The organism is Paenibacillus bovis, from assembly GCF_001421015.2.
GTDB classification, from domain to species: Bacteria; Bacillota; Bacilli; order Paenibacillales; family Paenibacillaceae; genus Saccharibacillus; species Saccharibacillus bovis.
The window spans coordinates 3,307,800-3,328,393 of record NZ_CP013023.1 but is presented as its reverse complement, the minus strand read 5'-3'; the positions used below and the strand labels follow the sequence as shown (position 1 = coordinate 3,328,393).

Annotated in this window: 17 protein-coding genes; 9 read left to right on the top strand and 8 right to left on the bottom strand. The window is 40.7% G+C overall.

Annotation, left to right across the window (positions count from 1 at the left end):
* Positions 1–47 precede the first annotated feature (47 nt).
* From AR543_RS14200 to AR543_RS14170, 8 genes are all read left to right on the top strand, one after another.
* The gene (locus AR543_RS14200) at positions 48–1,556 is read left to right on the top strand and encodes a phytoene desaturase family protein (protein ID WP_060535136.1); all 1,509 of its coding nucleotides are present in this window, start codon (positions 48–50) and stop codon (positions 1,554–1,556) included.
* Positions 1,543–2,940, top strand: coding sequence for an aldehyde dehydrogenase family protein (locus tag AR543_RS14195; protein ID WP_060535135.1), 1,398 nt, complete (start codon positions 1,543–1,545; stop codon positions 2,938–2,940). The genes AR543_RS14200 and AR543_RS14195 overlap by 14 nt, the downstream gene beginning before the upstream one ends.
* Positions 2,941–2,991: 51 nt before the next feature.
* Positions 2,992–3,168: an FAD-dependent oxidoreductase gene (locus AR543_RS24840; RefSeq protein ID WP_237087968.1), complete on the top strand. Its 177-nt coding sequence runs from the start codon at positions 2,992–2,994 to the stop codon at positions 3,166–3,168.
* Positions 3,168–4,520 carry a phytoene desaturase family protein gene (locus tag AR543_RS14190; protein ID WP_237087967.1) on the top strand — a complete coding sequence of 451 codons (1,353 nt, stop codon included), beginning with the start codon at positions 3,168–3,170 and terminating at the stop codon, positions 4,518–4,520. The genes AR543_RS24840 and AR543_RS14190 overlap by 1 nt, the downstream gene beginning before the upstream one ends.
* Positions 4,521–4,546: 26 nt before the next feature.
* Complete coding sequence (locus AR543_RS14185; protein WP_227871752.1) at positions 4,547–5,299, top strand: glycosyltransferase; 753 nt, start codon at positions 4,547–4,549, stop codon at positions 5,297–5,299.
* Between the two features lie 810 nt (positions 5,300–6,109).
* On the top strand, positions 6,110–6,466 hold the full coding sequence (locus AR543_RS14180; protein ID WP_060535134.1) for a hypothetical protein: 357 nt from the start codon (positions 6,110–6,112) through the stop codon (positions 6,464–6,466).
* 294 nt (positions 6,467–6,760) lie between these two features.
* On the top strand, positions 6,761–7,693 hold the full coding sequence (locus tag AR543_RS14175; protein ID WP_060535133.1) for an AraC family transcriptional regulator: 933 nt from the start codon (positions 6,761–6,763) through the stop codon (positions 7,691–7,693).
* Positions 7,694–8,054: 361 nt separating this feature from the next.
* The gene (locus tag AR543_RS14170) at positions 8,055–9,020 is read left to right on the top strand and encodes an SDR family oxidoreductase (protein ID WP_060535132.1); all 966 of its coding nucleotides are present in this window, start codon (positions 8,055–8,057) and stop codon (positions 9,018–9,020) included.
* A 781-nt stretch (positions 9,021–9,801) separates the two neighbouring features.
* Here AR543_RS14170 and AR543_RS24075 read toward each other — a convergent pair.
* From AR543_RS24075 to AR543_RS14130, 8 genes are all read right to left on the bottom strand, one after another.
* The gene (locus tag AR543_RS24075) at positions 9,802–10,023 is read right to left on the bottom strand and encodes a hypothetical protein (RefSeq protein WP_145953921.1); all 222 of its coding nucleotides are present in this window, start codon (positions 10,021–10,023) and stop codon (positions 9,802–9,804) included.
* 307 nt (positions 10,024–10,330) lie between these two features.
* The gene (locus tag AR543_RS14160; protein ID WP_060535130.1) at positions 10,331–10,807 is read right to left on the bottom strand and encodes a hypothetical protein; all 477 of its coding nucleotides are present in this window, start codon (positions 10,805–10,807) and stop codon (positions 10,331–10,333) included.
* Positions 10,782–12,233, bottom strand: coding sequence for a site-specific integrase (locus AR543_RS14155; protein ID WP_060535129.1), 1,452 nt, complete (start codon positions 12,231–12,233; stop codon positions 10,782–10,784). Before AR543_RS14155 ends, AR543_RS14160 begins: the two co-directional genes overlap by 26 nt.
* A 51-nt stretch (positions 12,234–12,284) precedes the next feature.
* Positions 12,285–12,881, bottom strand: a complete 597-nt coding sequence (locus AR543_RS14150) for a hypothetical protein (RefSeq protein ID WP_060535128.1) — start codon at positions 12,879–12,881, stop codon at positions 12,285–12,287.
* On the bottom strand, positions 12,881–14,230 hold the full coding sequence (locus tag AR543_RS14145) for a tyrosine-type recombinase/integrase (protein WP_060535127.1): 1,350 nt from the start codon (positions 14,228–14,230) through the stop codon (positions 12,881–12,883). Before AR543_RS14145 ends, AR543_RS14150 begins: the two co-directional genes overlap by 1 nt.
* A gap of 474 nt (positions 14,231–14,704) precedes the next feature.
* Positions 14,705–15,535 carry an imm11 family protein gene (locus tag AR543_RS14140; protein ID WP_060535126.1) on the bottom strand — a complete coding sequence of 277 codons (831 nt, stop codon included), beginning with the start codon at positions 15,533–15,535 and terminating at the stop codon, positions 14,705–14,707.
* A gap of 382 nt (positions 15,536–15,917) precedes the next feature.
* A complete protein-coding gene (locus tag AR543_RS14135; RefSeq protein WP_060536788.1) occupies positions 15,918–18,194 on the bottom strand; it encodes an ATP-binding cassette domain-containing protein in 2,277 nt (758 codons plus the stop codon).
* A gap of 149 nt (positions 18,195–18,343) precedes the next feature.
* Positions 18,344–19,393, bottom strand: coding sequence for a LysR family transcriptional regulator (locus tag AR543_RS14130; RefSeq protein ID WP_158523972.1), 1,050 nt, complete (start codon positions 19,391–19,393; stop codon positions 18,344–18,346).
* Here AR543_RS14130 and AR543_RS14125 point away from each other — a divergent pair.
* Positions 19,360–20,553 (top strand): MFS transporter, encoded by a 1,194-nt coding sequence (locus AR543_RS14125; protein WP_064505587.1) that lies wholly within the window; start codon positions 19,360–19,362, stop codon positions 20,551–20,553. The genes AR543_RS14130 and AR543_RS14125 overlap by 34 nt on opposite strands.
* Positions 20,554–20,594: the final 41 nt, after the last annotated feature.

Sequence of the window (20,594 nt, the reverse complement as noted above, 5' to 3'; positions counted from 1 at the left end):
GCAACAATGAACACCATTCTTGATTGATGGAAGGAGAAACAATACAAGTGAAAACGACAAACAAAAACGTAGTGGTTATCGGAGGCGGACTTGGAGGACTGTCAGCTGCCATTTCGCTGGCACAGGCAGGATATGAGGTATCTTTATATGAAAAAAACAATCACATCGGAGGAAAATTGAACCGACTGGATCAGGACGGTTTCGGTTTTGATTTGGGACCGTCTATTCTGACAATGCCTCAAGTGTTTGAGAATTTGTTTGTTGCCAGCGGCAAATCGATGAAGGACTATGTGCAGATCGAAAAGCTGAATCATCAATGGCGTTCCTTTTTCCCTGACGGAAATATCATCGACTTATATGAAAATCTGCAGGATATGCAGGAGAAGAACGATTCCCTGAGCGAAAAAGACATGCGCGAGTATCAGAATCTGCTTGAATATTCCAAAAAGATCTACAATATGACGGACAAAACCTATTTTAAACATGGTGTAGATAGCACAAGAGAAATTATGAAACATACGAGCCTGTTTGGTGCGTTAAGAAATTTCGATTTGTTCTCTACTGTTCATGGAGCAATCGACAAGCGAATCAGCAATAAACAATTGCGCGATATGCTGTCCTACTTTATCAAATATGTGGGTTCGTCGCCTTACGACGCACCGGCCGTTTTGAATATGATGATTTACATGCAGCATGATCAGGGACTATGGTATGTACCCGGCGGATTGAATAAGCTGGCAGACGGTTTGGTGAAGCTGGCTGAAGAAGTGGGCGTTCATTTCCATCTCGGGACACCAATCGTCAAACTCGAAAAAAACAACGATGAAATCACGGGAGCTTTTTTGGAAGACGGAACAAAGCTGACTGCGGATTATTATGTTTCCAATATGGAGGTCATCCCGGTTTACGAACGCTTACTGGACGAAGACAACCGCTTTGTAGACAAATTAAAGAAAAAATTCGAGCCAGCCAGTTCGGGTCTCGTATTGCATTTGGGCGTGAAAAAAAGCTATCCTCAGCTTCGCCATCATAATTTCTTTTTCGCAGAAAATATGAAGCAGCAAATGCAGTCCATTTTCCATGAACATACCCTGCCAGAGGATCCGGTTATTTATTTGGTTAATGTCAATAAAACTGATCCGTCGCAGGCTCCTGAGGGACATGAAAATATCAAAGTATTGCCCCATATTCCTTACATACGGGATCAGAAACCGTTCACTCAGCAGGACTATGAGCAATTTGCCGAGCGAGTACTGATCAAACTGGAAAAAATGGGCTTAGATGATTTGCGAGCCAATATCGTGACCAGAGATATGTGGACACCGGAAGATATCAGAAAAACGTATGGCTCTGACCGCGGTGCTATTTACGGAACGGTATCAAATCGTAAAAAAAATAAAGGATTCAAACATGCAAAACAAAGTGAACGCTATAACAATCTCTATTTTGTAGGCGGTACGGTAAATCCGGGAGGCGGAATGCCTATGGTTACGTTAAGCGGCCAGCTTGTCAGCAAAAAAATCGTACAAAGGGATGTTTCCCATGTCGGACAATGAAAATCGTTTTCTGCAGACCTTGCCTGAAAGGCAGCGAGAAGAACTGCTGCGCCAAGGCAGCCCTTCAAGCGAGATGCGCAAAAAACAGCTTTTAAAGCTGAAAAACATCATTGTAGAGCGCGAAAAAGAACTGACCGATGCGCTTTTTTCCGATTTGGGCAAGCCGGCATTTGAATCTTTTTCCTCGGAGCTTGCTGTTTTGCTGAACGAAATCGATTATGTGTGCAAGCATTTGAACAGATGGAACCGATCAACGAGCGCTCGGTATCTTAAATTAGGCTATGTGGAAGTTTTTCGTAAAAAAAGACATCCGCACGGGAGCGTACTGATCATCGGTTCGTGGAATTATCCGGTTCAGCTCACCTTGATGCCTGTGATCGGGGCTATCGCAGGAGGGAACTCCTGCATTATCAAACCGTCCGAATATGCGCCGGCAACGGCTGAACTGCTCAAAGAAATCATTAACCAAGCATTTCCGCTTGAACAACTGCATGTGGTAACAGGAGATTCGAAAATCGCCAGCCAGCTGACTTCTGCTCCGTTTGATTTGATTTTTTTCACTGGAAGCGGGCAAACCGGCAAGCTGGTTGCCGATCAGGCAGCCAAGCAGCTTACGCCAGTGATTCTGGAACTTGGCGGGAAAAATCCGTGTATCCTTGACGAAACAGGCTTTTCTTCAGCCACTGTCAGGGATATCGTATGGGGAAAATTCCTCAATGCCGGCCAAACTTGTATTGCGCCGGATACTCTTTTTGTCCATCGTTCCGTTTACGAAAAAACGCTGGATGAAATTTCTACCGTACTTTCCGACTTCTATGGGGAGCAGCCTCAGACCAGTGGAGACTATGGCAGAATCTGTACTGATGCCCATTTTCAAAAAGTAGTAGATTTTATCGGGCAGGGTACCGTTCGGCATGGCGGCGCATATGATTCAGCTGACCGGTTTATTGCTCCAACGGTGTTAACGGATATCGAGCCGGGAAGCCCAGTCCTGGAAGAAGAAATTTTCGGTCCGGTTCTTCCAGTCATTCCCTATACTGATTTGAATTCATTATTATCCAGTGGCAGTCTGCAGCGTGATGCGCTTACAGGATACATATTCAGCACTGATAAACGTCGAATTGAGCAGTTTAACGGATACATGCGCTCCTCGACGATCAGTGTCAATCAAGTGATCCATCATGCTGCGAGTCCCCATATCGCATTTGGAGGAGTCGGCCAAAGCGGATATGGGGCTTATCATGGCAAAGCTGGTTTTTTGGCTTTTAGCTATGAAAAAACGAGTGTTCGAACGTATCATTACCTACGCTTTTCGGGCAAATTCCCGCCTTATTCCGAGCGAAACATGAAAGCATTGAAGAAGTTGAGAAAGCGGATTCTGTAAACAAACCGGTATCCGTGCAAAGAAAACAGGATGCGGAAATGAGGATTTTGTATGAATAAAAAGGTGATCGTCATCGGAAGCGGGGTGGCAGGCCTTGCCACTGCCATAAGGCTGCAGGTTGCGGGCTATCAGGTTGAAATTTATGAAAAAGGCTCGACGCCTGGCGGCAAAATGAATCGGATTGAGCTGGGGGGGGCTATACATTCGATTTGGGGCCGAGCATCGTGATGATGCCGGAAATCTACCGGGAAATCTTCGAAATGTGCGGCCGCGACCCGGATGATTATATTCCTATGGAAAAATTGGATCCGATCTATCGGGCTTATTTCAGCGATATTCCTGACGAACCTTTTGATATCTCCTCCGACATGATTAAGCTGACCAAAACGATCGAAGCGATTAGCGAAGAAGATACAGCCGGCTTTTTTCGGTATTTGCATGAAATTTACCAAAAATTTATTATTGCCAAACATTATATTCTTTCCAGACCTTTCCGCAAAAGGAGTGACTTTTATAACCTCCCGATGCTCAAGAAAGCTTTAAAGCTGAAGCCTTATGATACGGCGGATAAATTTGTCGGCCGGTATATCAAGAATAAACGGCTGAGACAGATGATTAGCTTTCAAACGTTATATATCGGCATTTCTCCTCTAACCAGTCCTTCTTTTTATACGATGATTCCGATGCTTCAATTTTTGTACGGAGTATGGTTTATTAAGGGCGGAATGTATACGATGGCTTTGTCGATGGAAAGACTCTTCAAAGAGCTGGGAGGAGTCATTCATTACGGCCAAGCAGTACAAGAGATCTCCATTCACAATCAAAAAGCAGAAGGGATTGTCGTAGACGGACAAAACATTTCTTCGGATTATGTGGTTTGTAATGCAGACTTCCCGTATGCGATCAAGCATCTGGTACAAGACAAGTCTTCTAAAGGACAGTATACGGATGAGAAAGTCGACAGTATGCAGTACTCTTGTTCCTGTTTTCTGCTGTATCTCGGTATGAACCGAAAGTATGAAGAAACAGACCATGTGCATAATTTTATTTTCAATGAGGATCTGGATCAGAATCTTAACGATATTTTTGACGGAAAAAAACTGACGAATGCTTCTTTTTATGTATACATTGCGTCAAAAGCAGATCCATCGCTTGCTCCTGAAGGGAAAGACGGGTTGTATATCCTGATGCCTGTATCGAATGCCGCAACATCCAATTATAAATGGGATGAGGAGACTATCGCTTATTATCGCGGTTACATTTTGAATGAATTGAAAAAGATTCGTGGTTTTGAAAATGTGGACAATGAGATTGTAACCGAAACCCATATCACGCCACTGGATTTCAGTTCCAAGTTCAATGCGTATAATGGCGCTACATTTGGTTTGCAGCCCATTTTAAAACAAAGCAACCATTATCGACCGCAAAGCAAAGCGAGCGATTGTGAAAACCTGTACTTTACCGGAAGCAGTACGCATCCCGGTGCCGGCGTTCCGATTGTGCTCTTGTCAGCCAAAATTGCCGCTCAGGAATTGATCCAGGACGATACGGGCGAGCTGTTTGATTATTCGGTGAAATAAAAAAGGGGGCGAATGTTATAACGGCTTTGGACATTATCAAACTGGCGATTGGATTCGCGGCAGTTATAGCTGGTTGCCTCATGTTCTGGTCGCTACCAGTGCCTTTTTCCTCTTCCAGAACTGCAAAAGGTCTACCGTTTCTGTCTATTATTATTCCCGCCAGAAATGAAGAAGAACGGATTGTACCTTTACTGCGATCCCTGCAGGAGCAACGATTCAACTCATTCGAAATTCTGGTAGTGGATGACGATTCATCGGACAAGACTGTTGCTGTAGCAGAGAGTTTTGGTGCAAAGGTGCTGCGAAACGAAGGAGCGGGAAAATCCTCAGCCTGCTGGTACGGCGCCGAACAGGCCCAAGGAAGCTGGTTGTTATTTTTGGACGCAGATACCAAATTCGAAAGCGCAAACGGTCTAAGTCATCTGCTTCAGTTCTATCAGGAAAAGGGAGCCAGAGGCATTACGGCGCTGCAGCCTTTTCATACGGTGGAGCGCTTGTATGAACATCTTTCTGTTATTTTTAACATTATCGTTGTAACCGGGATGAACCTGTTTACCGTTTGGGGTTCGCGGTTTAAAACGGCGGGTTCGTTCGGTCCGTGCATTTTATGCAATCGTGATGATTATTTTTTGTCCGGCGGGCATAAAAAAATCGAAGGAGCTATTATGGATGATCTGGCACTGGGGGAGGCGTTTCTTGAACAGAACCTTCCTGTTCGCTGCCGGGGGGAAAGGGTATTATATCTCTGCGCATGTATCCCGAAGGCATTGGCAGTCTGATTGAGGGCTGGTGTAAAAGTTTTGCCGTCGGTTCCAAATCGACGCATCCGGTTGTCATGTTCATGGTCATCTTATGGATATCCGGCAGTTTCATTGCTGCATCCGCTCTAATCTCTTCCCTGATGGGATGGAATCCTGCCGCGATCCTGTTGAGCGGGATATTATATGTCCTGTATGCCATTCAGACAGGATGGTTTGCCGGCAGAGTCGGGGACTTCAAAAAAGCGATTTTTCTTGTTTACCCGATATGGTTTGCGTTTTTTATAGGCATCTATCTATATTCCTTTATCAGGGTGAATGTTTTCCGTTCCGTAAGTTGGAAAGGTCGTAAAATCAAAGTCTGAATACTGCGTGATGTAAGCTATTATTAAATCAAGTTTTTGGGAGACCTCTTGTGCATTTTTAAACTGACAAGAGGTCTTTTTATATAATGAACATAACAATTGATCCAACTTGGATTGGATGTGGAGCAGAATTGAACAATGATAATATGCATTGAAAGGTACAAAATTGAGCGTGGAGAGCGTAATATCTCTTTAAATACTTCACAAAAAAATTAGTAGCTTTACATATTACACCTTCAAAGTTATTTGAAAACTATGATAATAAACAAACATTTTCTGTACGGCATCAGCAGGCTCGTTAGCGCCTATACTTGGTTCTCCGCTGATTACAAGGGCAAGGAAGTATGGAACATTAATCACGCCAGAGGGACAGCGTAGAGAGCCTAAAATGAAAGGGATTGATGCGATGACGGCTAACTGTCGATATTTTATCCGGTCTAATTAATAAAGAAATAGAGGTGTGAATATGCGCAGACGAGCTCTGAAATGGACACTGGCGATCGGTGCACTATTCGTTATTTATATGAGTACAGAACTGTTTCTGATGTACCAGGTGAAACCAACGATATATTCTACCGCCAAGCGATGGGCAGCGCACGCGCCAGAAATTGAAGCGTACGGGCAAAAGTGGGCGTACGTTGATACGGTAGATATAGGCACATCTACGTTAACCAAGTTTACGGAAGGGGAAGGACCCTACAAAGAACAAATGTATTACTTTCCAGGAAGGCCCGTTCGTCCTGCATTTATTTTCGTACACAAAACAGGGACTGAGTATTATAAATACCACCTTCCTACATTTATCTTTTTCCATGGCGTTTAAAATATATCAGTAAAAAAGAGAGCTCTTAAAGAGCTATCTTTTTTGCATCTCAAGCATTATTCAATTGTAGCTAGCAAAATTAATGGGCAACCTGATATGGAGAATGTTGGCGTCGAGCACTATAGTGAGGATATTCTGCAAAAACTGGCGGCAGCTGAAGATCCACCAGACATTCGGTAGTCTTTTCGTTTATTGCGTCAAATCCTCTAAAGAGTTTGGCGCTTTTTTATTCATAAGATCGGAATATGGTAAGATGAAAATCAAATCTAGCCGATAGGAGCTGCATACTGGATCATGAACAAATGGAGCGAACATTCACCGGGACACAAGCAAGAACAGGCACGGGAGGAAACGGCCCGTTTGGCCCGACTGATTGATTCACATATGACGCAGGATGGCACCTCCGCCGCGCGTATTCCTGGATTATATTTCAACCGTTATTCACAGCCGGAACCGTCTGATTATATGCATACCATGTATTGGCCAACCATAGGAATCGCAGCACAAGGCAAAAAAATCATTAAAATCGGCGAGGAAACGGCCGAATATTTTGGCGCCCAATTGCTGGTCATTCCGGTAGCCTTGCCTGTAGCCATCCGGACAGTGCAGGCAAGTCCATTCGAACCATTCTTGGCTGTAGGCTTTTATCTTGATCCGAATAAAATTGCCGCGCTCGTCCCGAAAGTTTACCCGGACGGACTGCCTATAATGGAAAACCGGAGTGCAGCCTATGTATTGGAAGCCGAACCAGCGCTGATCGCTTCTATGTCTCGCTTGGTAGCATGCCTGGACGATTTCGATGATAACGGACTGCTGCTCTCGCTGGCCGAAGACGAAATTTTTATCCGTCTGCTGCGCAGTCCAATCGGGATTTACGTAGCAGAAACGGTACTAGCCGGATCGAGCATACAGCGCGTTGCTAAAGCCATTGACTGGCTGCAGAACCATTTTACTGAGTCGTTCAAAATTGCTGAGCTGGCGGATATGGTCCATCTTAGCGAGTCATCGTTCCGAGAACATTTCAAGTCGGTCACCGCGGTAAGTCCACTGCAGTATCAGAAAGCACTCCGTCTACAGGAAGCCCGGCGATTGATGCTTTCCGGGGAACGGGATGCGATTACCGCCTGCCGGTTAGTCGGTTACGTGAGCGATTCGCAGTTCAGCCGTGATTACAGCCGTTTTTTCGGTAGTCCGCCGAGTCGAGACATCGCCAAATGGAGACAGTAGTCGCTATTTGTCAGCTTAGCCTATAAGTATTCGCCTAAGGAAAGAAATGATTCCCCTAAGTCTATCATTTTCTATAGATCTTGTCGGTTACTCTAAAAAGACCTGCTGTCCTCTGGGTGGCAGGTCTTTTTGGCGCAGCCAATGCAGTTAACGTTCGATTCATTCAACGTCTCGAATCAGGCAAGAAGAAGCGTGGAATAGTCAAACTTTCTATCGACTTTCCTTCTAAAATAGTAAATAACATGTACCATATTCAGAATCTTTAGCTTCAACAGGAAGATAGGGAATGTTCCAGCACAAAAGACTCCAACGAATCAAAGAGTTCAATCGAAAAATCTTCACCATACAAGGAGGAAATATAATGCGTATTCTAGTAACGGGAGCAAGTGGATTTATCGGTTCAGCTGTTATTCGCGAACTGATCGAAAATGGACACGAAACGATTGGTCTTGTTCGTTCGCAGGAGGCGGCCGAACGCCTGACTTCGATCGGTGCGACAGTGATTCGAGGTTCTGTCGAGGATACCGCACTTTTACGCAAAGCCGCAACCGAAGCAGATGCGGTAATCCATACCGCGTTTTTTCATAAATTTTCGCATGCCGGACTGTCTACACGTCTGCGTATTGCACTTGGAGGGGCTCCCAGTCAGGCGGCTACTCGGTTCATGGCTGCGGCTATCCATATGGAGCGGCGTGCGATCGAAACGTTCGGCGCAGCACTGTCCGCAAAACAAGGGGCACTCGTCATTACTATGCCGACGATGACGCTTACTGCGGGAAGATTGGCAAGGGAAGAAGACGAGGGCGATCTTTACTCGGTTGGTGGCGGCCGAGTGGCCTCGGAGAAAGCTCTGCTGATTCAGGCAGAAAAGGGGATTCGCACTTCCATAGTGCGCTTACCGCCGATCGTATACGGAGAAGGAGACCAGGGCGGACTGCTGCCTTCGCTCATTAAAATCGCACGTTCCAAAAAGAAGTCCGTTTTTATCGAGAAAGGTACCAACCGCTGGCCTTCCGTACACCGGCTCGATGCAGCCCGGTTATTCAGACTGGCTGTAGAACAAGGAACTCCAGGAGCCCGATTTCATGCAATTGCTGATGAAGGAATTCCTTTTGCGGATATTGCAGAATGGATCGGCCTGGAAAGCGATCTGCCGATCCATTCTATTAAAGCGGATCAAGCTGCAGTCCATTTCGGTTGGCTGAGTACATTTGCTGCTGCAGACAATCCTGTATCCTCGATAATTACAAGTGAGCGGCTGGGATGGAAGGCGAAGCACCCGGGTCTGCTGGACGAAATAAAGAAGGGATATTATTTCGGGAAATAAGGAGGATGCAACATCAAAATAACCATTCACTTTTTTCCAAAATAAGGAAATCAAACTCTTAAAGAAATTTTTTTAAAAATGAGACGAGGATCATGAGAAAGTTCATTTTTATTAAGCTATCTAAGGAATTGCCAGACATGCTAAATCGACTGCAATTTTCACTAGAATCAATAGATGAATTAAAGTAAATAATAAATAATTATTTAAATAAAATAACTGTAGTAACTAATAAAATTAAATAAACCTTATGTAGTCATCATAAAATAAATTGCACAGGGTTTATTTAATTTAGATATTGAAAGCATCAAACAGCCGCAATAAAAGAATTAAGATTAGCAATTATTAAATAATAAAAAACTAGCAGGATATACAATATATAAGTAATAACTATGGATATAAATTAGGATAAAACATGAGTGTCTTCAAATACGTTAGACATGTGCACAAAAGTCGTATTTTGACTAAATGTCTGTTTTTGGTGATTTACCATGTATAAAAAGTTCCCGGTATTCTTTTCAGCTCTGCTTTGGTTTCATACGACGTAATCTGCTCATGCGCATCCTCCTTACTGATCTCAATACAACAATCCTACTTACAGGAAAATGTAAGTAGGATTGCATCTAATCTTTCTAAACATCTTTAAGACATACTACGTTTCTAAATCAAATATTGAGGACATAAAGCAACTTGCCAAGATCATCCTTTTTTTGATTGATGGAATCAATATTGTAGTCAATGGTTTCTATCGATTCCCCCCAGATACTTTGTGTGCCATTGCATTTCAAGATAGATTTTTCGCCTGGATGTACCAATTCACTTCATTTATAAAAGTAATGACAGTATCATTAACATATTCAGGAACCTCTACTCTGATTTTAGTTACTTTGTCAACTGGAGAGAAATATTTTGAATCAATCATCCTACCTGAGTATAACGCTGCGATCGAATTTTGATATGAAATCCCTGCTTGAGTTGTTGGCCCACTATATTCAGCAATTGCCACATTTCTCCTCTTTTCGCGTCTTTTTTAAACAGTTGAACCTTATCTCTTCAATTCGGGTTTATTCGTTTAGATTGGAGTTAACTATGCTTATATGGTTCCATTATTATATGCAAAAAATCACTCAATCTACATTTAAACTTTAATCGTTTTTCCGAGAAATCTGGCTCTCGAACGTCTTCTTATGCTTTTAAATGTTATTTTTTGCCCATCTCCTTTAGCTAGACCTATAGACGTTCTGATTGATTAGACTAGATATAAACAAATAAACAAGTACTCTCCTATCTATCTTGAGTACTTATTTATTTGCTTAATCTTTAAATTTAGAAAATTGTTCTTTGATCCACATTTGATTCTGTGATGCTATATGATTTTCCGCATGAATCAAGAGTTCAATCAATTCACTTTTAGTATATTTTTCGTACCTTTTTTGTAAGTTTGTCTTGTAACGATTTAACTTTATTTCATGATATTTTCGGTTTTGTAATTCAGTAAGAAATTGTCCATTTAATTTTTTATTTGCAACATGTCTTTTACAGTTCTGTTTATAGTAATCATATAATTTAGTGTTACTTTTAACAGAATTTGGATGAATGCCTTTACCTGTTGAGTCAAATTTCTTAGAGACTTCTGAAATGTTACGATAAGAAATACGCCCCTTTTTTTCTTTCAACTCATCTATAGCTTGTTTTCCAAGTATAAATGCACGTTCACTTCTTTCAATATATATCGAAGTCAAGCTGGCATTTTTTTGTTTAATTCTATTTAACTTCGATATTTGGTTCATAATACTCATCCTTTTCAAATCGTTCAATAAGACTGATTTCTTTGAGTTCAATTTTAGCGTTTTTTTGATAAGTCTTTAATTGACGTACTGCCATTACCCAACCTAGATTATTAAATCTTTCTTTACTTACTTCTGCCCAATCATGTGCCTCTTCGATTTCGTGTTTACTTTCTGGTAAAGGAACTTTAGCCGCACATCCTATACAAGCCATTTTAACAGGACAGACACCATCGAGCGTACAAACTCCCCCAATCACTTTAGATACAGTACCCACTTTCTCTTTATATTCTTGATATATTTCTTGCAGTTCTTCAGGACCGCGAACAACTTCTTTTTGAATATCTATATAAGAAGCCCAGTTTTCATGCATGGTATCAAGTAAGGAGCTACCTTGTTGCCCAGTGGGAGCAGAATAGTACTCAGTTACAGATTCATCTCTTTGATGAAGTACTCGGCGAATAATATCGATAGGTAACTTTTCTGTTTGTGCAGCATGCGTAGCAAAAGCATGCCGTAGCAGATGAGTGGTTAGAATGACTGGTTTTCCTTCTTGCGTTTCAATTGAAAGTCCATGCGTCAAAAATCGAATGATAGCATTGAGTGTAAAGTGATTAATATGAGATCCCTCATATTGAAATACAAACTTTTTATCCTTAATCAACTCTTTTCTTGCAGTAACACTATACGAAACGATTGGTAAATTTTTTGAACTGTAATGGTTTTTTAATTCTTCAATAATAAAAGCTAGCGATTTAAATATATTTTCTGGCATATAGTAGTTTTCTTCTATTATTCTTCCTTTTGGTATCAATCGAAAAATATAACTTTTTTTAGTTGGTACAATACCTTTATCTTCAATGATTATGCAACACTCTTTATCGTAACTAATTTGTAGTAGTTCATTTAATCTTGCTCCTGAGGAGCATTGAACGTCGATAGCGAACATAGCAAACATGCACGCTATATAAATTGGTTCGACATTAATTAAAAAGCTACTTTTTTTGAACATTTTGAAAAAATTATTTTGTCTAGTTAGTTGAAATCCTTGCGTTAATACTCCTTTATTTCTTGATTGAAAAGGATGCATAGATTCTAGAAGGTCATAACCTCTACTTTCAAAGAATAGCTCCCCTTCTTTTTTTCTTTCTGGACTGCATAAATTAGACCAGGCGCCTAGAAAGCGATTTTGAATAATCTCAAAAAACCACAAACCGTCTCCCTGAGAGTTATCTATTAGGCTTTCAGCTTTAATAAATTCAATGTAATAATAATTTGTATCTACTATCTCTTCTTCAGTTCTATTTAATTTCTTTAACCCCATATTACGATGCAATGTGAAATACAATTTCTCATTTAAAAATTCACTTTCTGTATAGCTAAAACTCAACGGTAATGTTTCTAAACCACTCTCGACTTTTTTAATCATTTTAATCGTGATTTCACGCAGGCGCTTGATTTGATTCCATCGAAAATGGCTTTACGCTCTAATTGAAGGCAATAAAGGAGCTACAGCTGAAGTTTGATCTTTCCTTTTCTTATGAGCTTTATCGATTGCTTGTTGTCTAACTTTAAAATCATTATGATCAAAAGCGAATTCGGGCAATATATATGAAGATATATTTTGGAGTTCCTCTTCGGTAAGCTTTTCGCGAATCCATTTGGAAATATTATAGTAAAACGTTTTGTAATGAGAAACAAAGTTGCTTCTTTGTCTATCAGTTAAAGTAATGCAAATTTCAGAATTAATTAACCCAATAATGTGATGATCGCGTAATTCCTTAACCGCCTTCAACTCGTAAGCTTCAAATACATCCCTAAATCTTGCATGTAAAGAAGAAATCATATTATTAATAGAAATTGGATTTAATTTCCGATTAGTCGTACTAAGCACTGCAAGAGCAAAATGATTGACCCAGGGGAATCTCACTACATTTTTTGTCAGATACTTAATGTTAAGGAGATGAACTTCATTCCACAAATAATTGTTAGAGGAATTTTTTAAGTACAATATATCAGGAGAAACTTTTCCATTTAACATTTGATACCATTCAAATTGAGTTATATCTTGGCTCATTAATTTTCCATCCCCTCTATAAATTCTGCTATCCAGCTATCTTCGATATTAAAACTATCAACTTCAACCGTTTTCTTCTGTAATATAGATAACGGTTCAGCGTGAAACATAGTATCTAACATTTGAATATGCATATCTCGAAATCTTGCTTCATTAAAAAAGTGCTCATATGCATCTATCGTCTTAGCATCTTTCCATTTCATATACTGAATTAGCTCTTTCTTTTTGAGTTCTACTTCTTGTTTATTTTCTGTCGATTCATAAATACAACGCATCATGTTTGTTACAAACCAATGCCTTGCTTTATGCGGATTCATTTTTAATCCTAGATGCTCGACTATCTTATTCCAGTTATAATAAAATGCATTGTAGTTGTATGGTTTTCCTTGACGAGTTAAAAAAAGCATCTCGTTCTCTTCGATATTTTTAAACGTGTTTTGATTTTTAGAATGTAGCCTACGATCTTCTCGCACATATTTTTTTAGCAGTTTTAAGGTGTCAGAGCTAAAACGTATATATTTTATTCTTTTACCGTAACTACCTTTATTTAAGGTACTCATCTCATAAAGACTTGTCCGATTATTATAATCTTTAAAAATCAATTCCAGAATCTCATTAATTCTAGCACCTGTTTCAAACAAAAGTCGTACTATAACTATATCTCTTAGTCCACAATTTAGCTCTTCAGCGGCTCTATACATTTTCAGAGGAAGATCAATATCAGCTATTGTTACAGGAATCCATTCCTGTCCACTAAGTTTAAAATATGAATCAGACTGTTCCCGAAATGATTTCGAGTAAGGTTCTTCCGTACCAGCTTCTTTTGAAAGACGTGGTCTCCCTTCACGCTGACTTTTAGGGATTAGCTTCTTTAATTCATATTTTTCGTCAATTAAAGGATTATTGTGGTAATACATTCGTAAATAAATCATTGATCTGTAGTAAGCTTTAATAGCGGCAAGGAAATGATTGATCGATGAGGAGTTTTTATTAGCTAAGGTAATAACTTGATAATGATCTCTACTTCTAATTTTACAATTCATATTTTGAACTAAAAATAACTCGATTTTAAAACGTACTTTATGAGGTTCGTCACTCCAAAAAACCTTAGGATTAATACTACTCTCAGCGTCAAGCCATTCTAAAAATCGTTCAATCTGTTTTACATATGATATTACTGTTTTTCTACTCATCTTATTGATTTGGTAGTGATAAAACTCTGTTAGAGGAATAAATGGCTGGTGTTTATAGAAAGAAATGAGTGAATATTTACTTTCAACTTCCTCAGGCTTAAATAAATGATAGTACGACTTGGGTATTTTACTTCCCCCTCTTATATGATGTGACATATTATGTTTCTTGAAAGCTATAATAATGGATATTTAGAAATAAATCTACTAAATATTACATTGTATTTTGTACATATGTATATATCCTATTTTATTTTACTTACTATTGCAGAATTTGATCTGCTTTCACTACTTCAATTTCTATGCAGTCATATTGTCTTGTACATTCTTAACTATATATTTTCAATTGAATCTAAAAAGTCATCGTCTACTCAAGATAAACTGAATCCTTTTTGCATACCCGATGTTAAACTCTATAAAAAAATAAATGCAGGACGATTGAACCGGCCAGGAATGTAATACATCTGATCTTTATGTTCTCCTTCCCCTTTTCTAGGATTGTTTTTAATAACTAGTCACTTTGGACAGATCATATAGTAATTTTGCTGTCCAGATTTATTTTGGGCACATTTCGTGTATCATAATCTCCGTCTTCAAAGAAACTCCCACTTAATTATATATAATTACAGATTGTTATTTTTCTACTTCTTTCCAATTTAAATCTAGCAAAATCGGCGGTATATAAATGGGACTAAAAAATTCATAATTGAGATCATCTTTTAGTCTTCCAATAATTAATTCTCCTCGTTGATCTTTTTTAATCTTCCAATCTCTACTAATTATTCCATTGTCTTGGGATAGAAGTTTTATAGCTTCGTTCCAATTTAACCATATGCCTGGCTGGCTATTTATTTCTTCTACATAAGAATTAAATTTCGATTGGGTTTCGCTTTCTTGAGATTTTATTTCCTCAATATTTATCTCTGACTTCCATACTTCTAGAAAATTAATTCCTTTTAGTTTATTCTCTAATATTAGAGATCGAAATTCATCCGAGACATAAACACCCTTCGCTTCTTGTCCTGGCAACTTAAAAATATGGCGTTTATCTGTATTAGTTAGCAGCTTTTCATCAAAATATAATTTTTCATATTTCTGTACAACACCATCATCAATAATACTTGGTACAGAATGCGTATGATCAATACAATCGAAGACATTAATAACATTTACTAAATAGAAAAGATGTTTTTCATGTTGTGCTGGCAAAAACTCTACTAAATCTTTAATAAGAGATTCTATAATTTCCTTGGTTTTATCATTCACAACGGGGATATAGGGCAAGTATATAGCAAAGTTATGATACTTATAGGTTTTACGATACGTTTTTAATGGATATTGTGTCCATTCAATAGGCATCGCTTGTCCTCTAAAATTATAAAATTCATATTGTAAATACTTATCATTATCGGCTGCCATTAATTGAATACTGTCTTTATGATGTTCTAATTTCCAGATTTTCATTTTAACCTCCTAAATTAGTTACCTCAGATTTTTCGAAATCAGTTTACTTGTAAGCAGCTCTGTTCTAATTTCATCCATAGCTTTACATACACTTATGTAATTTTCTTTAAGAGTAGCAGTGAGGTTATATAATCTCTACATCTGCTTTACCACATATCCAAAATTGTACTCTTAAAGTTCTGATTTTATAAGACTGAAATATAATTATAAAAGAGTGAGCATGTTTACACAAAATAAAAAGAAAACAAGATGCAACGCCTTCTCGTGCTGCACCTTGTTTTCTTGCATAAAATTGTTTGAATACGTAGAGTTTATGGAAGTATATTTGATTTGAAAAGTTGAATAATATTTATTCTTTTACAAATGCTCCGCTACCAGCCAACTAGCCATTCGATTGCTCTACCAATGCCCGGAGATACTGCCCAGTCAACGATTCATCGCACTTCATCAAATCTGCAGGCGTTCCGCTGAATACGACTTGTCCGCCTTCATGGCCGCCGCCAGGTCCCAGATCGATGACCCAATCAGCCAGTGCGATCATCTCCAGGCGATGCTCTACGATGATCACCGTATTGCCTTTGTTGACCAACTGATCAAATAATGTAATCAACCGCTGGATATCATGATGATGCAGTCCGGTAGACGGCTCATCCAGCACGTAGATGTTCCCTTTTTTGTGTATCTCGCTCGCCAGTTTCAATCTCTGATTCTCTCCCCCGGAAAAGGTACTCGTAGACTGACCGAGCGTCATATAGCCAAGGCCCACCTCCTGCAGGCTGTTCAACCGGGTTATGATCTTCTTCTCCGAGAAAAAGGTTAATGCCTGCTCAATAGTAAGCGCTAGTACCTCTTGAATATTTTTCCCCGAATATTTATAGCTCAATGCTTTGGGATTGAAGCGTCCTCCTCTGCATTCTTCACAAACGATAGATACGGCATCGGCAAAAGCTACTTCTGGCTTGATTTCGCCTGTGCCTTTACATACTGGACATGCCCCTTTGGAATTGGAGCTGAACCACTCCGGACCCACCCCATTTTCTTTGGCGAATTGTTTGCGTATCTCATCCATGATGCCCGTATAGGTTGCTGGCGTTGATCGGGATGAAGTACCGATCGCTTTCTGGTCAATCACGATGGCTTCCGGATAACGGGAGACGAATTCTTTGCGAATCAAGCTGCTTTTGCCGGAGCCTGCTACCCCGCTGACAGCAGTTAGTACTCCTTTAGGTATAGAGACGGAGATTCCTTTTAGATTATTAACAGTAGCATGATCGATCCGGAATTCATCGGTCCATGAGCGAGGCGACGAATTGGGAGTCACCGGCTCGCGCAGCGCCCGTGCTGTCTGTGTATCGGCCTTTTTGAGTGAGTCCACCGAACCCTGGAATACCAGCTGTCCGCCGCGATTGCCTGCTTTGGGTCCCAGCTCGATAACTTCATCTGCCAATTCGATCATGCTACGACTATGCTCCACTACAATGATCAGATTATGCTTGTCTCGCAGCTTGACCAGTAACGCAGCAATTCGCTTGGCATCGTCGGGATGAAGTCCGGCCGTAGGTTCATCAAAAATATACGTAATGTTGCTTAGATTACTTCCCAGATGACGTATCATTTTCAGGCGCTGCACTTCTCCTCCGGAAAGTGTATCCGTTTTGCGTGACAGCGTCAGGTATCCGAGCCCCACCTCAACCATATGTTCCAGAATATTAACGATTTGTCCGGCGATCGAAGCGCCTACCGGATTATGGATATTTTGAAGGACAGCCAACAATTCGCTTGCCTGCATATCATAGTAATCTGCAATATTATAACCATTGATTCTGGATGCCAGTGCATTGGGATTCAGTCCTGTGCCCTGACAGGCAGAGCAAGGGCGTGACTCGACATGCGATGCTATCTCATCCTGCAGACTCTTTTTCAACTTGGATATATCCCGGTTCAGATACAATCTGTGAAAGCGCGGAATTACTCCTTCATAGTCCACTCTGTCCGATTGACCGGTATTATTGGACATAAACTCGATTTTCAGTGGTTGGTCGGTTCCTTCTCGAAGGATCGACCACTCCTGATCACTAAAGTCTTTTAACTTTTTGTTGGAATCCAAAAACGGGTTGTCCAGATACAATCGGCTTTGCCAGCCGGCAGCAAATTGACTGAACTGGATTCCGCCTTCCTGAATCGTTTTCTCCTGATCAAACAGGCTCTCTTCATTCAGTTCCAGACGTACCCCAAGACCGGTACAGATCGGACACATGCCCAGCGGATGGTTAAAGGAATACGCTGTAGCTGCCCCTGCGCTTGGCTCTCCTACACGCGAGAAAAGCAGACGGATTAATGGAGCTGCATCCGTAGCCGTCCCTACCGTAGAACGCGTATTGGTCCCCAGCGGTTTTTGATCCACCACGATAGATGGCGTCAGATTCTGAATATATTCTACGGCAGGACGCTCATAATGCGGCATTCTATTTCTTAAATAAAGAGGATAGGAAGCCTGCCACTGCCTGCTGCTCTCTACAGCAATCGTATCAAAAGCCAGCGAGCTTTTGCCTGAACCGGATACGCCGACGAACACGACCAGCTGCTCCTTTGGTATGGTTAGATCAATATGTTTTAGATTGTTTTCGGATGCGCCTACAATTTGTATTGCGTCGTACATTCTTTTAGATGTCATGTTCTTCTCACCCTGCTTTCCAGTCGTATTGGTCATATGAGTTATTCATAATAATTACTGTTTTTGGTATAGATCACTTCAGACAGTCTGGCCAAAACACCTACCGTAGCTCTTCCAGTCTTTTTAAATCCGCTTTACGAGTGGCTTTTGTCTGCCGCAGCATCTTCATGCTGATCAGCGAAAAGTGTGCATGCCGTCTCGATAAAGACATTTGTGGCTCTGGATATATCCTTTATATCCGGCACAGCGATATTAATGTTCCTGAACATATAAGGTTCCAGGTCACGGATAGCTATGTGTTCGGGCAAGGAAGAAATAGCTCCCTTGGTTGTAATAGTAATGCCTAACTCTTCTTGTATCATGCTCAGTGCGGTATCCAGGTGATCGACTACAAATCGTATGTTGGGCTTGATATTATATTCTTTAAATAATGCATCCACCTGTGCTTCATATCCTCCTCGTCCAAGAATAATCTGCTCTTTTTGCAAATCAGGAATAGTAATCGATTCTTGTTGATAAAGCGGATGCTTAAGAGACATAACAACAATCAATTGATCTTTTATCAGTGGAATAATATCAAAGTCATGATCGGGAGGAATAGTAATGCCTACATCAATAACTCTTGTTTGCAGCCAATCCTTGACTTGATCGACACTGCCTTCGGAGAGCTGAACTTCAAGACCGGGATGCTTTTGCTCTATCAGACGTATAATCTTGGGAATAAATCGTGTACAGGCTGTCGGATATGCTCCAACATGAACCTTTCCAATCTCCAATCCTCGTTCAGCCGCAATCAATTCATCCACCTTTTTTAACTCGCTCAATACGTTTCGAAACAGTATCAATATCTGCTCTCCAACCTCGGTGAATACCAATCCATTTTTGCGATTTCTTTTGATCAGCTTTGTGCCCAGTTCACTTTCTACACTCGCTACAATACGACTCACTGCTGGCTGGGTCATATGCAGCTCTTCCCCGGCCTTGGTAAAGCTTCCAGTTTCCGAAATTTTGACGATCAGTCGAATTTGCATTTCGTTCCATACCATTTTTGATATCTCCTTTATAACAAATATGCATTTTATCATATGTAAAATGTAATGTAACATAAAAGGAAATCTTACATCAAGAATGTAATGGAGGGTATTATCGTATGACAAGTCGTTACACATTGTTTCTTTGCGCACTGATTCTGGCTGCATTCAATCTTAGACCAGGAATTACTTCGATTAGTCCGGTTTTGCAGGGGATAACCAGAGATTTGGGGATGAGTTCCACCTCAGCCAGTCTGCTAACTTCTATTCCTTTGTTATGTATCGGGTTTTGCTCGCTGTTCGCTGGTCGTCTTGCTCATCGATACCAATCTGAGAAAATCATTACTCTTTTTATAGGGTGTATTGGTATAGCTACATTTTTGCGTTTTTTCACCAATTCGCCGTGGTATCTGCTGCTCACTTCTCTACTGATCGGTGCCGGCATCGGTATCGTAAGCCCGTTAATCTCCGGATTTATTAAACGGTATTTTCCGACAAGCGTAGCGCCGATGATCGGTGTTTACTCTACCTCCATGGTAGTAGGTGCTTCCATATCGATCGGTATGACTACGCCGCTGCAGCACTGGTTTCACGACTCTTGGAAAATCGGTCTGGGATTCTGGTGTGTACTCGCCCTTATAGCTATTCCACTATGGTATACAGTAATCAGACATCCTTATACAGCCAAACAAGAAACCGTTCAAACCCAACCAGCTTCTTTGCCACTCCAAAATAAACAGGCTTGGCTGTTAACGTCGTTTGTAGGTATTGTTATTTTGCTGTTTTATTGCTTTACTGCCTGGCTACCGGCAATTGTCGAGGAAAAAGGATATGCTGCTTCCTATGCTGGGATGATCGGTACTATATCCATGATTGCCCAACTGCCTGCTACTCTATTGCTGCCTGTTCTTTTGAGAGTTATTCCCGGCAGACGATTCTGGATTACCTTTTTCACTTTGAGTGAGATCGCCGGGTTGGCGGTATTATGTTTTACCGATATTACGCCTATTGTTGCAAGTGTGTGCCTGGGTATTGGCGGAGGCGGACTGGTCTCCCTCACTCTGCTGCTACCAATTGATAAAACAAATTCAGCGATGGAAGCCAGCACCTGGTCAGCTATGACCCAAGCGATCGGCTATATGATCGGTGCAATAGGTCCGATTGTGATTGGATTGCTGTATGATTACACAGGCAGCTTTGTACCCACTCTGTATCTGCTTATTGCAGTTGGATTCGTAGTTATCGTACTGGGCTGGAAACTGACCCAACCGGAATCATCCCAACTAGAGGAGCAGACTGTTTATCAAACCTGATATATGATTGGTATAGGTTGGATCACTATATTACAAAAAAG